Raw genomic sequence first — 14,087 nt, 5'->3', positions numbered from 1 at the left:
AACTATACACATCTGAAATGATAAGATCGATCAGCTTTTTGAGTCTAATACTGTTACTGAATTCCTGCATTTTATCTAAAGGTATTTTCGTTGAGAATCCACAAAATAATAAAAATGAAAATCCTTATAATTATGATAATAAAATATATTTATCCAATAGAGAATACTTTTATACTTATCACATAGTTAAAGGAAATGACACATTGAAATATAAAATTGACAATGACAGTATTTTTTCATTAATAAAATATAATTCAAAAGATGATAAAGCAATTGATCTATTGAGTATCAAAGCACTGAAAACAAAAGGTCCGATATTCCAAGACCATCCGGATTATAGCCAAACGGAAATTATTTTATCTCATTTAAATTCTGATAAAAAAACAATAACTAGTGAGCTTACCGGTGTTATAGAAAATAGTACAAATGTCTGGTTGCATCCGTTCCGAATGAATGCTTTCCAAATATTACAATTTGCACCATTTCCTTACGTAAAACCTAATGAATCTAAAAAATACAAGTGGAATTTAGAAATTGGTGAACATTGGAAAGAATTAAAAGACATTACCTGGAAAGGTGAATTGAACCTGAAATGTGTTTATGAAAACACGTTAAAAGATAAAAAGATCATATTACCATTAGGTACCATAAATACAATTGAGACAAAATCGAGTTGTTCCTCAAAAATTGGAAAAAGTTTTTTAATATCGTATTTCAATGAACAATTGGGATTTGTTCGTTTACAATATTTACTTCCTAAAGATGAAAAAATTATAATCAGCTTGGAAAAAATTGAAAATAAATAAAGCCTGTAGCTAACAAGGTTATTGTAAAACCGCCGAAACCTGAATAAAGATGCCATTCAAAAAATTAAGTAGATCATCAATTATACTTTTTGTGTTTTTTATTTTTTCAAAGACTGAAGCACAGACAGATAGCAGCGTCAGTACTAGGGAACTCGTGCAATCATCTGAAGATTTCTTTAATAAGAATCTACAGCAAAACAAAAACATAGTTGGTATAAGTGCTGCCATTATCGTCAATGATTCAGTGATCTGGTCCAACGGATTTGGATACGCAGACAAATTGAACAAAGTACCCATGACAACCAATACGGTTGTCAATATGGGCTCAATAACCAAAACATTTACTTCGTTAAGTGTGATGCAACTTCAGCAAAAAGGATTATTAAATATAAACGATCCATTAAACAGCTATCTGAGGGATTTCAGACCTAAAACAAAAAATATTGACATAAAGGATATTACAGTAAAATCCATTCTTACCCACACATCAGGTATTCAACCCGACATCTGGAAGAATTCAGATCTGCGATCCGGAAAGTACACCGACGTATTAGGTTACATCAATGATACCTATATTACCTATCCGCCAGGTATGGTAGGCCTATATTCAAATGCAGGTTATAATATTTTAGGAAGTTTGGTGAAAGCAATAAGCAAACAAGATTATGCGGACTATGTTCATCAAAATATTCTTGCTCCACTTGGCATGAGCCAATCCGGATTTGCAATGGATCGTTTGCAATATCGTTCGAAGATCTATCTGGGTGGAAATGAAGTGGAAGAATATGAATTGCGGGATATTGCGTCCGGCGGAATTTATACCAACATCAATGACTTTTCCAAATATACGATTGGACTGATGAAAGCCTATAATGGAGAAAGCTCTTCGATAATTGATTCCCCAACTATTCGTGAAATGTTTTCACTGCAAAACCAAAATGTACCTATTGAAAGTAATAAAAAAGGCTTAGGCTGGTTTATGTTTAAAAATGATTCCAATTTTGCTGTCTATCACGCAGGAAGTGCCGGATTTGCACACGCAAAACTCTTATTAATTCCCAAGAGCAAATTTGCGGTAATTGTAATGACAAACTCAGCAGAAGGTGGTTCAATTGCAGAAGAATTTTGTTTCAATTTCCTGAACAAGTACCAATTGAGTATTAGCGACCTGTTTCCTGCTCCAATAACCGGAAAAATTCATAGTTCTTCAACTCCGGTCAGATTATCCCGGCACAGCCTGAAAAGATATTTAGGTAATTATGCTCAAGAAGAAGGTTATATAAAGGTCATTTTGGAAAAAGACCGCCTCAAACTTATTGATGGGGAAAAACAATATTTTCTCACTCCTTTATTCAGGGATGAATTTCTGCCTGTTGAAATATTTCCAAATGATAGCCTAGTGGAAAGAGGAAACAAAAGATTTGTTTTTAAGAAAGTTAATAACGAAAATTTTTTATTTCAAAGAATTGGCAATCGTGAGTACGAATCCGGACTAAAACTCAAAAACATTGATCGCTCTGTGTGGGAGAAAGTAATAGGAAGATACAGGCATTTCGGATATCAAATGCTGATTGGGGATACAAAATTCAAAGAAGTTGAAATTTATATATCGGAAGGCAACGTTTTGATGATGAAGCTTACAACATTTGGTAGTGTAAGGCATATACCTTTACGTGTAATAACACCCAACTATGCTGTTACGTGTGGCATAAATGCGGGTTTCGGAGGATTTACTGTTATCTTCTCTGAAAAAGATGATCAAAAAGTGGTTGACTTTGCGGGTTTGACATTTAGAAAGGACAGATGAAATATCAACATCTAACATTGCATCGGTATACATAGATTAATAATTAATCTGATAAAATTGTGTCCTCGCTGGGGACACAATTCGAAATACAAGATATAAGAAACACTATTTCAACACAACTGAGCTGGACACATTACCACACAATCTTCTCACGTTGCAAAACTGATGAGGAACATGAGTTTTAATTAAAGATGAGCATCAAGGAAAATTATACTATGCGCGAACTTGAAAGGCAGATCTCAGCTGGTTTTTTCGAGCGCACAATGATTGAAAATACAACATTATCTCCAACGCTGAAAGCTCTTGTTATTGCAACAAAAACTTAGCCCTGGACCATTTTCTAAAAATGAAAATATCGGGATTCCGAAAACAATAGATCCGTAAATCAATCAGAAAAGATATACCCCTGTGAGTGAAAATAGCCGCTGGTCAGAGCAGCTATTCATAATTAATCACTAAAGTGACAGTGCTACTAATCAATCACACTCTTTCTTACTTTTCGGTGCTCTTTAACATTGTTAATATTACCAGGCAAAGCATCCTAAAAACAATTATCATTTATATCACAAATATATTTCAGGATTTACCGGCAGCATTTTGCTAGGAAAAAGTTACTTGCGCTTTCCATCTAATTAAAATATATTACCACTGATTTGTTTGAACTGTTGCCAGATAGATTTTAACTTCAATCCTTAAGAGAGTCATTGAATTATGATTTGTATCATAAAACCTTTGTTGAGTAGTCTACTAATTTTACATATAGTACCCATTTTACAAATTACAGAATTCTAAAACACCAAATAATCATATTGATATGGAAAGTAAAATAACAAGGAGAGATGCTATCGGAAAGATAGCTGCAACCGTTGCCATAGCAGCGGTTGCTCCGGGCGCTTTAGCGCAGTCACAGAACAGCAATACAGGTAAAGCGAATGCAAAGGAGCTTACTGACCCGCGAAACAAATATCCCAAACCACCTTTTAATAAGCAGTCGCAACCTTTTCCTGGTTTGGCAGGCAAAATGACACCGGTGCCGGACCATGGAGAGAAGAGCTATGTAGGTTCAGGAAGACTACAAGGAAGAAAAGCATTGATTACTGGCGGTGATTCCGGTATTGGTCGGGCTGCTGCCATTGCTTATGCAAGAGAAGGAGCAGATGTAGCCATTAATTACCTACCTGCTGAAGAGGAAGATGCTAAGCAGGTGATCGAACTTATCAAAAAGGAAGGCCGTAAAGGTATAGCCATTCCAGGAGATATTCGTAGCGAAGCCTTCTGCAAACAATTGGTTAGCCAGGCTGTGCAGCAACTCGGAGGTCTGGATATTCTGATCAATAATGCAGGACATCAGAAAGCCAATGAATCTATACTCGATCTTAGTTCCGATGACTTCGACTGGACTATGAAAACAAATATCTATGCACCTTTTTGGATCACAAAGGCTGCTCTTCCTCATATGAAGCCTGGGTCTTCTATTATAGGATTGTCCTCCATTCAGGCCTATGATCCCTCTGCTGATCTTTATGATTATGCACAAACCAAAGCAGCAACGACCAACTATGTAAAATCTCTTGCCAAGCAGTTGGGACCGAAAGGCATAAGAGTCAATGGTGTTGCACCCGGACCTATCTGGACACCTCTTCAGGTAAGCGGAGGCCAGACACAGGAAAACCTGGAAAAATTTGGCGGTGATACACCACTCGGAAGACCAGGACAGCCTGCAGAACTAGCTTCTATATTTGTTCAGTTAGCCGCTGATGATGCCAGTTTTGCGACAGGACAGATATATGGAGCATCCGGTGGTAAAGGACAACCATAATGTTGGCCTACAAATAAAAAAGGATTCTTTTCGGAAAAATCATCCCTTTACAGGAACTGAAAACAATACTAAGTGCGTTTTACAACGTAAAGCGCGCTTATTTTAATACATATAATATAATTATTGATTGCTAAATGGATAAAGATCAATCTTTATCCATTTAGTTCATATAAATTTACGGTAAGCCTACTACTAATTATTCATCCTCTTAGCGGGTTATCGTTCAAGCATTATACAGTTGATTATTAAAATTTCAACTATCCTCCCACAAACCCTTAAGATCAAAGCCTATGTCGAATAAAACTATAATCATTTTTGATAGCGATGTTCTATTTGTAGAACTTCTGAATGAAATTCTCAAGGAGACAGGTTTTAAGATCGTCTCATTAGATTCTTCGCAGGACATTATTGAAGAAGTTACACTATGTACTCCAGATATTATTTTAATTGATTCTTGTATTTCGGGTTATAATGCCATGAAAATAAGTAATAGTCTCAAGCGGAATTATGTCCTAAACAATATACCAGTCATTTTACTTGGAACCAGCTTTGATCTTTCAGAGATAACGACCAGAGTAGGAGGGGACGACTTTATCTCTAAGCCGTTTAATATTGAGGAGTTTGAACAAAAGATATTGATGTACAGTACTTTTTCATCAATAGAAAGCAGTTAAGCGAGCCAACTATGTGACTGCTTATTTTTTTTTAAAAAAGATTAATATAGCCTAAAGTAGCTAATAAAGAGTAGTTTACAAGAACCGAAAGTGCCATCGGTAACGATTTAGTAATGGTGCTTACTGCACTCGCTTTCATCTGATTACCTTGTAAATCATTACTGCAAATTTAATAAAAAAAGGGTTAAGTCGTAGCGTACTTAACCCTTTTTCTGTTTTTTCTAATTCTTTCAGAAACAGTAATTAAAAATAAATCTTTCCCAATATGGGGGCAACCTGTGATATTGGTTCCAAGATTATTTCCAAGTTTTGACAAATCAACAAAGATGTAATTCCGAAACAAGTAGTGCTAATTTCTAAACGTCTAAGCTATGGAAATCGTGTTGAACAAAATATTATCGCAAATTCATCATCAGGAAGACAAGCTGTCTTCTCAAATGATGCGAACGGCAGACGAGGCTTACCAAATGACCTTATTCCTGAAGGAAATGCTATTTACCATAAAGATGAAAGTCTTACAAACCGGATTTAAGGATGAACAGCAGGAAATCAATTTTTTCAAGAACATTAAACCGCAGATTTTAGGAAAACTAATTTATTACAATAAAGTATTCCGTATTGAAACCACCTGTCCTGTAAGTACCGGGAGAATACATCAAAGCTATTATGAGAACCAATTAAAAGCCCTCAAATCAGAATATAAAGAAAGCATTTGCAATGAGGATTTTTACAGATACTACCGTGCTGACAGAACAGACCGTGACCATATTTATTTCAGGCTCGGACAAATCAATTACCACGATGGGTTAAAGAGTGGCGTGTTTGAAATCGACCTAAGTTTCTCCACATACTTTGATAACAAAATAGCCCACATTATAGCGAATGAATTACTTTACACCTATATGCTTACTAAAATTAACCCCGAAAAAAATCCCGATACCATTTTAATGAACGGAGATACACACAAAGACATTTCGTGGACTAATTCACAAAATGCGCTTATTGAATTGATTTACGCCCTGTATGCTTCCAAATCTATTGCATACGGTAAAATAGGTATCAGAAAATTAGCATTGATTTTTCAAATCTTATTCCGAACTCCCTTAAACGATATACATCATTCTTTCCACCGAATGAAAACAAGGGCAGGCTCCCGGACAGCGTTTTTAGACCAACTCAAAATTTCCCTCGAAGAATATATGGATAAAGACCTTTAGCCGTAACAGCAAAAGTGTTTCAAAGCAGTACATTTTGTGTACTGCTTTTTTTGTCCATATCTGCCAATTGGCAAAAGTTGGCAAAAAGCTACAACAAAATAACTGAAACACGCTAAAACCCTTATTAAACAAGGATTTTCCTCATTGCAAAAAAAAATCAAAAAAGTGCCAAACCAATGGGTAAGCATTGGCAGACAAACACTGCCACACTTCTGAATTTTGCCCTGTGAACATTAAACAGCAGTGCAATGAATATTATAACAGTTGACGAAGAAGTGTGGAAGCACCTCAATGAGCGGTTGAAAGCCATTAGCGAATATATCCTCAAACTGGAAGATACAAGCTACGATAGTTTGTGGCTCAACAATCACGAAGTCTGCCAGTATCTCCACATCAGCGAAAAAACATTGTGGCGTATGCGCACCAATGGGCAGATAGCCTTTTCAAAAATGTACGGGCAGTATTACTATACGATTGGTGCTATCAAGGAAATGCTCAACGCTAACGCCGTGCAGACGACCGATGAATATGTGGAGCAGCTTATGGCGAAAGGCAAAAGCTATATCGAGAAAGGCAGAAAGCTGAAATCAGATAACCATTAAAGGCGTACCCGTATGAATATCGACAAAATGGAATTTGTGGCGTGGATGGAACGCATAATGGACAGGCTTGACATTCTCGGCAACCACATAGACGATTTACAAAAGAAGCGTAACAGCATAGACGGCGAAGAATTACTGGACAATCAGGATTTATTGCAAATGCTAAAAATTAGTAACCGTTCCCTGCAACGGTATCGCTCAATAGGCAAGCTACCCTATTATACCATCAGCGGAAAGCTGTATTACAAACTGTCCGATGTGCATCAGTTTATCAGGGAAAGTTTTAACCCGCCTTTGCCCAAATTGGATGCCAATAAGTGACAAATGCTGCCTTTGAGTGCCACTTAAAGCAAATCAGTGAAGGCTTCCTTTACATTCGACCGTGAAATTTTAAAATTTTCAGACTATGAGCGAAGAAACAGCAAATAAGCAGGAAATGCCCGAACAGCTTTCGGACATATTACTCGTACTGGATAAAGAGAAAATGAAAATCCAGGCGGTAAAGAGTATTGATGAAAACGGTAAAATGGAAACCGTTGACCCCACCAAGAAAAACCAAAACCAGTTTATGCGTGTGGACAAAGGCGGCGATTTCTTTTCCAACTTCTTTTCCAATTTTTTCAGCCAGTTAAAGAACCCTACAAACTTTACTTTCTTCAAAGTGCCTGCCCCTGTTGCTGCTGAAAAAGCACAGGAATTGCAAAAGCACTTAAATAAGCCCACTCCACAGGGCGAAAAAGTACTGAAAGAACACGAAGTGAAAGCAGAACCCCAGCCGGATAAAAAACAAGAAAATCAAAATAATATGGCAACAGCACAAACAACAACGGAAACAAGCGAATACCGCTACAAGCCGGAGCAGGTTGATTGGGACACAATGAAAAACCTCGGATTAAGCAAAGAGTATCTTGAAAAAAGAAATCTGCTCGACCCTTTGTTACGTGGTTACAAAACCAATGAACTTTTACCGATAGGAATTAACCTCGGTGGTTCTATCCTCCGCACGGATGCCCGCCTGTCTTTGCAGCAAGCGGAAGACGGCAATGTTATCGTGGCAATACACGGTATCAAAAGAGAACCTAACCTGCATTTTGAGTTTTTCGGTCACAAGTTTACGGACGAAGACAAGAAAAACCTGCTCGAAACGGGCAATATGGGGCGTGTCGTCAATTTGGTAAATTCCAAAACGGGCGAACTGATGCCGTCCATTATCAGCATTGACAGGCTGACCAATGATGTGATTGCATTGCGCACGGAGTTTATCAAAATTCCCGATGAAATTAAGGGCGTAAAGCTGAATGACGAACAAAAGCAAACGCTGATGGAGGGAAAACCACTCTATTTAGAGGGTATGACTTCCACTAAGGGAACGGAGTTTTCGGCAACGGTACAATTCAATGCTGACAAAAGATACGTTGAGTTCCTGTTTGACAGAAGCAATAACAATCAGCAAGCGCAAACGAACCAACAGAACACCCAACAAAGCCAACCACAGGAAGCCCCGAAAACATTCCGTGGTAAAGAACTAACCGATGAGCAACATAAGGATTTCAAAGCAGGTCAAACTATCTACATTGATGGATTAAAAGATAAAAAAGGGCAACCTTATCAGGGCTATATCACTTTCAATAAGGATACAGGAAAGACCAATTTTGAGTTTCCTAACCACTATAAGGAAAGGGTAAAACCCACCGAAGCCCATAAAACACAGACTGCTGTCAATTCAGAGGGCAAAACCAACGAAGCAACCAAGAACGTCCAAGAGCCTTTAAAGTCCGGGCAGCAAAGACCGAAAAATGAAAAGCAGCAGGAACAACAGGACAATAAGCCTGCAAAATCCAAAGGCAGAAAAATGTAATACAGTATGAAAACAATTATTGCAGAAAAACCAAGCGTAGCAAGGGAAATAGCCGGCTTGTTGGGAGCATCCGATAAAAAGGACGGCTACCTGACAGGTAACGGCTATTTTGTTACGTGGGCATTCGGTCATTTAATAGGACTGGGAATGCCCGAAGACTACGGCATTTCGGGATTTGATAAAGCATCCCTGCCGATATTGCCCAACCCTTTTTTATTGACCGTCCGCAAGGTCAAAAAAGACAAAGAGTACACTGCCGATACTGGCGCATTAAAGCAACTGAAAGTTATCGAACAGCTTTTTAGCCGTAGCAACAGCATTATTGTTGCTACCGATGCAGGACGTGAGGGCGAATTGATATTTCGCTATATCTACGAATACCTTAAATGCAACAAACCCTTTGAACGCCTTTGGATAAGTTCGCTTACCGAAAAAGCCATAAAACAAGGCTTTGATAATCTAAAAGACGGGGCAGCATTTGACGGATTGCATCAGGCGGCACAAGGCAGAAGCCGAGCCGATTGGCTTGTGGGCATCAATGCTACACAGGCATTGAGCATAGCCGCAGGCAATGGTATCTATTCGCTCGGAAGAGTACAAACGCCCACACTGGCTTTGATATGTAAACGCTACCTCGACAATAAGAATTTCACGGTAAAGAAATACTGGCAGATACAATTATCGCACAATAAAGCGCAGGTTGATTTCAAAAGCATTTCCGTAACCAAATGGGAAGAAAAGCAGCTTGCCGATGATACCCTTAAAGCTATTCAGCGTGGTACAAAGGCAACAGTTACATCAGCAGCAACCAAAAGCGTTACAGAACAACCGCCCTTGCTTTTCGACCTGACAGGCTTACAAAAGGAAGCCAATAAAAGGCTGAAATTATCTGCTGAAGCAACGCTCAATATCGCACAAAGCCTGTACGAAAAGAAGTTTATCACTTACCCACGTACCGGAAGCAAATACATCCCTGAAGATATGTGGGCAGAAATTCCAAACCTTGTGCGGGCTTTGCAGAACCGGGAAGATTGCAAGCAAGCTCTAACCAAAATCAAATGGGGACGGTTCAACAAACGTATCGTGAATGACCTCCGTGTAACGGACCATCACGGTTTGTTGATTACGGACAAAGTGCCGTCGGTACTTAATGCAGACGAAAACAAGATTTACAATATGATTGCGCTTCGATTGCTCGAAGCCATATCACAAGCCTGTGTCAAAGAAATAACCGATGTATCATTACAGGTATTGCATTACGACTTTATGGCAAAAGGCTGTAAAATTCAGGAAGCAGGTTGGCGTTCCATCAAAGGGAGTTTTACAGACGATGGCGAAGAACCAGTGCAGGAATTACCTGAACTGCATAAAGGCGACGAACTTGCCATAAAGGAAGCCGCCGTTTTGGAAAAGCAGACCAAACCGCCAGTGCTTTACAGCGAAGCCGGGCTTTTGTCGGCTATGGAAACCGCAGGGAAAGAAATCGAGAACGAGGAAGAACGAAAAGCCCTCAAAAATATCGGTATCGGTACTCCTGCAACAAGAGCCGCCATTATCGAAACCCTGTTTACCCGCAATTATATCCAACGGGATAAACGTTCTTTAATCCCTACTGAAAAAGGATTACAGGTGTACGGGCTTGTTAAAGACCGGAAAATTGCGGATGTGGCAATGACCGCCGAATGGGAACTGGCATTGCAGAAAATCGAGAACAACGAAGCGGATGCCGGAACATTCCAAAAGGAAATGGAAACCTATGCGAAATCCATTACCGATGAACTGCTGCAAACCTCTATTGCAAGCACCAATCAGCCGAAACTGACCTGCCCGAAATGTAAAAGTCAGCAACTCATTATCCGTGACAAAATTGTGAAATGCCCTGATGAGGCTTGTAACTGGGTACAGTTCCGCACCGTCTGCGGTGTACAAATCAGTATCGAAAACATAACAAGCCTTGTCAATAAAGGCAAAACCTCTCTTATCAAAGGAATGACAAGCAAAGCCGGAAAGAAATTCGATGCTTATATCGTGCTGAAAGAGAATGCGGAAAGTTCTTTTGAGTTTGAGAAAAACAAAAGCAGTAAACGCAATGGAAAATAAACTGTCAATCATACCCAAAGAAATCAGAAACCTGATTTATACTATCCGGGGCAAACAGGTAATGTTGGATAGCGACCTCGCTGCCTTATATCAGGTAGAAACAAAGAACCTGAACAAAGCCGTAAAAAGAAATATTGAGCGTTTTCCAGTATCATTCTGTTTTCAACTGACCGAAGAGGAAATTGAAAACTTGAGGTTCCAAATTGGAACCTCAAGTTTAAACTACGGCGGCAGACGTTATTTGCCCTATGTTTTTACCGAACAGGGCGTTGCAATGGCATCTGCCATACTCCGTTCTGATATAGCCGTTAAAATGAGTGTGGAAATAATGAATGCTTTTGTTGAAATGCGAAAAATGCTCATTAGCAACGCTTCTTTGTTCCATCGTTTGGATAATATCGAATTAAAGCAACTGGAAGCCGACCAAAAATTTGAAGAGATTTTTAAGGCTTTGGAAAGCGACAAGCTGTACAGCGAGAAAGGTATTTTCTACAATGGGCAGGTATTTGATGCCTACGCCTTTGTTTCCGATATTATCCGAAGTGCCAAAAGCTCAATTATCTTGCTTGATAATTATGTGGATGATACGGTGCTTACTTTGTTGGGTAAGCGTAAGACTACTGTAACCGCTACAATCCTTACCAAAAGCATCAGTAATCAGCTACGATTAGATTTACAACGCTACAATAGCCAATATCCTCCGATAGACATTGAAGTGTTTTCTGATGCCCACGACCGTTTTTTGATTATTGACCATTCAGAACTCTACCATATCGGGGCATCGCTCAAAGACCTGGGCAAAAATTGGTTTGCCTTTTCAAGAATGGATATTGAACTTGGTAGAGTTTTGCAGATTTTAAACAAGTAAAAAAATCCCCTCCGATATTTCGGAGGGGAATGGTGCATAATCCTTAATAATTTAGTGACAGCCCTATACCCAAGCCCATATCACTATCATAGTGTGTACGAATACCTATATTCTTATTGATGATATACTTCAAGTCTGCCATATATTCCATATCGGTATTGACCATAAAACCAGCTCTTAATCTTTTTGAAATTGGTATATCTTCTCGCATTAAAGACAGGCGAACGATACCATCGTGATATACTTCTGCCTGAAAATTGACTAACATTGGCAAGGTGTACATAAAACCTAAACTAAAGGCTCTACGTGTATCTTTTTCGTTTTTCTGCCCGAATAAATTGGTTTCGTGTTCATCTATTCCCATTTTACGGTAACGCCAGTCAAAGCCTATAAATGGCATAAACCACTGCATTTTTCCGATGTATCTTCCTAAATGTGTTTCTACTTCGTAACCGTGCATATCATTGTAACCTAAACGCCATTCTGTGCCTAAACTCCATCTTGCATTTTGAAACATTGCCTCGCCATCATTACCATTGGTTGCAAAATCGTTCTGTGCCATAAAATGTGGCATATTGCTCTCTCTCTGTAATTTATTGTATGCTTGTTTCTTGTTGGGTAAGTTTGGATTTTTATAGTCATCCACAGCAAAAACCCTGTTCATCCCCGACATCATATGATATAGGATATGGCAATGGAAAAACCAATCTCCTTCTTCGTTTGCCAAAAATTCAATGGTATCTGTTTCCATTGGCATTATATCTAACACATTTTTCAGTGGTGATTTTTCGCCTTTACCGTTGATTACCCTGAAATCGAAACCGTGCAGGTGCATCGGGTGGCGCATCATTGAGTTGTTATATATGGTAATTCGTAAAATTTCTCCTTTTTTTACGGGTATTTTATCGGTTTCAGAAAGTATTTTATTATCCATACTCCATACATATCGGTTCATATTTCCCGTAAGGGTAAACTTCAATTCTTTGACCGGAGCATCTTTAGGAAGTTCCGTATTGTAAGGAGATTGCAACATTGCATAATTCAGCGTTTTGATTTCTCCCAAAGCATTTGCATTGTAACGGTTGGGGTCATTATCCATATTCATATTGTGCCCGCTATGGTCTTCTTTAGGTTTAGCCTCTCCAGTAATTTCGGGATACATTACCACATTCATATCCATTTGGTTCAGGCTCATTTTCATACCCATATCGTCCAAATCTCCATTCATCTTCATCATATCGTTCATCATCTTCATCCCCTCAAAATATTTCAATCTTGGGAGTGGCGATATTAACTGTTTGATACCATTGCCTACAAAATAGCTTGCCGATTGTGTTCTGTCTTCGGTTGTGGCTAAAAACTCGTAGGCAACTCCATCGTCAGGAATTGTTACCACAATATCATAAGTTTCGGAAACCGCAATGATTAATCTATCTACCTCTACTGGCTCTACATCATTACCATCATTGGCTACTACTGTAATTTTACCGCCTGCATATCGTAACCAAAAATAGGATGATGCTCCGCCGTTTGATACTCTTAATCTTACTTTATCTCCTGCTTTTAGTTTTTTGCCATCAACTGTTTTTAAATCGGTAGTATGATTTCCGTTGATTAATATTTTGTCATAATACACATCGCTTACGTCCATTGCCAACATACGTTTCCATTCGTTGGTCAATTTGGTTTTGAAATGACCGTCTTTGATGGCTTCCGCATAGGACTGTGTAGCATTCTTTTTTATCGCTGCCCAATCATTGGCGTTGTGCAACATACGGTTAATGTTATCGGGATTTAGGTTTGTCCATTCGCTTAAAATGATGGGTACGGTCGGCAAATCATCAATTCCTTTTCTAAAGGTTTTATCGTCATCACGCTTTTTCATCACAAAACTGCCATACATTCCAATCTGCTCCTGCAAACCTGAATGGGAATGATACCAATGCGTTCCGTGTTGGATAATCGGAAAACGATAGGTATATGTTGTTCCTGGTTCAATAGGCTTTTGTGTAAGCCAAGGCACACCATCTTCTTTGTTGGGCAAAAACACGCCGTGCCAATGCAGTGATGTACTTTCTTTTAATTGGTTATGCACCACAATCTCGGCAGTGTCGCCCTCAGTAAATGTGAGCGTTGGCATTGGTATCTGACCGTTTACTGCAATAGCCCTTTTTTCTTTTCCTGCATAGTTCACAAGCGTATCTTTTACATACAGCTCGTATCGCACTACTTTTTGTGCGAAGAGGGATTGCGAACATAGCAGTATAAAAACTCCCTGTAGCAATCTTATGGTAATATTTCTGGGTATATTCATTTTTATATTTTTTATTAATGAA

12 protein-coding genes are annotated in these 14,087 nt (G+C 38.8%); 11 read left to right on the top strand and 1 reads right to left on the bottom strand.

The features are described from left to right. The first annotated feature begins 17 nt into the window (after positions 1-17). The 11 genes from EL165_RS06865 to EL165_RS06820 all read left to right on the top strand — a co-directional run bounded on the left by EL165_RS06865 (position 18) and on the right by EL165_RS06820 (position 11,751). Entirely contained in the window at positions 18-806 is a 789-nt protein-coding gene (locus tag EL165_RS06865) for a hypothetical protein (protein ID WP_002978383.1), read from the top strand. Between the two features lie 91 nt (positions 807-897). Next, entirely contained in the window at positions 898-2,613 is a 1,716-nt protein-coding gene (locus tag EL165_RS06860; protein ID WP_164720329.1) for a serine hydrolase domain-containing protein, read from the top strand. Between the two features lie 191 nt (positions 2,614-2,804). Beyond that, entirely contained in the window at positions 2,805-2,939 is a 135-nt protein-coding gene (locus EL165_RS26470; RefSeq protein ID WP_002978387.1) for a hypothetical protein, read from the top strand. A 488-nt stretch (positions 2,940-3,427) separates the two neighbouring features. Continuing rightward, the gene (locus EL165_RS06855; protein ID WP_002978389.1) at positions 3,428-4,432 is read left to right on the top strand and encodes an SDR family oxidoreductase; all 1,005 of its coding nucleotides are present in this window, start codon (positions 3,428-3,430) and stop codon (positions 4,430-4,432) included. 290 nt (positions 4,433-4,722) lie between these two features. Then, positions 4,723-5,106, top strand: a complete 384-nt coding sequence (locus EL165_RS06850) for a response regulator (RefSeq protein WP_002978391.1) — start codon at positions 4,723-4,725, stop codon at positions 5,104-5,106. A gap of 371 nt (positions 5,107-5,477) precedes the next feature. Beyond that, positions 5,478-6,323 carry an RteC domain-containing protein gene (locus EL165_RS06845; RefSeq protein WP_002978395.1) on the top strand — a complete coding sequence of 282 codons (846 nt, stop codon included), beginning with the start codon at positions 5,478-5,480 and terminating at the stop codon, positions 6,321-6,323. 248 nt (positions 6,324-6,571) lie between these two features. Then, positions 6,572-6,925 carry a helix-turn-helix domain-containing protein gene (locus tag EL165_RS06840; RefSeq protein WP_002978396.1) on the top strand — a complete coding sequence of 118 codons (354 nt, stop codon included), beginning with the start codon at positions 6,572-6,574 and terminating at the stop codon, positions 6,923-6,925. Positions 6,926-6,937: 12 nt separating this feature from the next. Further along, positions 6,938-7,246, top strand: a complete 309-nt coding sequence (locus EL165_RS06835) for a helix-turn-helix domain-containing protein (protein ID WP_002978404.1) — start codon at positions 6,938-6,940, stop codon at positions 7,244-7,246. Positions 7,247-7,331: 85 nt separating this feature from the next. Beyond that, positions 7,332-8,783: a DUF3945 domain-containing protein gene (locus tag EL165_RS06830; protein WP_002978406.1), complete on the top strand. Its 1,452-nt coding sequence runs from the start codon at positions 7,332-7,334 to the stop codon at positions 8,781-8,783. Positions 8,784-8,789: 6 nt separating this feature from the next. After that, positions 8,790-10,883, top strand: coding sequence for a type IA DNA topoisomerase (locus tag EL165_RS06825; RefSeq protein WP_002978408.1), 2,094 nt, complete (start codon positions 8,790-8,792; stop codon positions 10,881-10,883). Beyond that, positions 10,873-11,751, top strand: coding sequence for an ORF6N domain-containing protein (locus tag EL165_RS06820; RefSeq protein WP_002978411.1), 879 nt, complete (start codon positions 10,873-10,875; stop codon positions 11,749-11,751). Before EL165_RS06825 ends, EL165_RS06820 begins: the two co-directional genes overlap by 11 nt. A 43-nt stretch (positions 11,752-11,794) precedes the next feature. Here the strand turns inward: EL165_RS06820 and EL165_RS06815 are convergent, their stop codons facing one another. Beyond that, positions 11,795-14,065: a multicopper oxidase family protein gene (locus EL165_RS06815; RefSeq protein WP_002978414.1), complete on the bottom strand. Its 2,271-nt coding sequence runs from the start codon at positions 14,063-14,065 to the stop codon at positions 11,795-11,797. Between the last annotated feature and the right edge of the window lie 22 nt (positions 14,066-14,087).

The organism is Chryseobacterium gleum, from assembly GCF_900636535.1.
Taxonomy (GTDB): Bacteria; Bacteroidota; Bacteroidia; order Flavobacteriales; family Weeksellaceae; genus Chryseobacterium; species Chryseobacterium gleum.
This window is presented reverse-complemented; position numbering and strand designations above follow the sequence as displayed.

What these genes read in the sequence shown, in the direction of transcription:
- EL165_RS06865 (WP_002978383.1), top strand. Translation starts at nt 18, where the DNA reads ATGATAAGATCGATCAGCTTTTTGAGTCTAATACTGTTACTGAATTCC.
- EL165_RS26470 (WP_002978387.1), top strand. Translation starts at nt 2,805, where the DNA reads ATGAGCATCAAGGAAAATTATACTATGCGCGAACTTGAAAGGCAGATC.
- EL165_RS06855 (WP_002978389.1), top strand. Translation starts at nt 3,428, where the DNA reads ATGGAAAGTAAAATAACAAGGAGAGATGCTATCGGAAAGATAGCTGCA.
- EL165_RS06850 (WP_002978391.1), top strand. Translation starts at nt 4,723, where the DNA reads ATGTCGAATAAAACTATAATCATTTTTGATAGCGATGTTCTATTTGTA.
- EL165_RS06845 (WP_002978395.1), top strand. Translation starts at nt 5,478, where the DNA reads ATGGAAATCGTGTTGAACAAAATATTATCGCAAATTCATCATCAGGAA.
- EL165_RS06840 (WP_002978396.1), top strand. Translation starts at nt 6,572, where the DNA reads ATGAATATTATAACAGTTGACGAAGAAGTGTGGAAGCACCTCAATGAG.
- EL165_RS06835 (WP_002978404.1), top strand. Translation starts at nt 6,938, where the DNA reads ATGAATATCGACAAAATGGAATTTGTGGCGTGGATGGAACGCATAATG.
- EL165_RS06830 (WP_002978406.1), top strand. Translation starts at nt 7,332, where the DNA reads ATGAGCGAAGAAACAGCAAATAAGCAGGAAATGCCCGAACAGCTTTCG.
- EL165_RS06825 (WP_002978408.1), top strand. Translation starts at nt 8,790, where the DNA reads ATGAAAACAATTATTGCAGAAAAACCAAGCGTAGCAAGGGAAATAGCC.
- EL165_RS06820 (WP_002978411.1), top strand. Translation starts at nt 10,873, where the DNA reads ATGGAAAATAAACTGTCAATCATACCCAAAGAAATCAGAAACCTGATT.
- EL165_RS06815 (WP_002978414.1), bottom strand. Translation starts at nt 14,065, where the DNA reads ATGAATATACCCAGAAATATTACCATAAGATTGCTACAGGGAGTTTTT.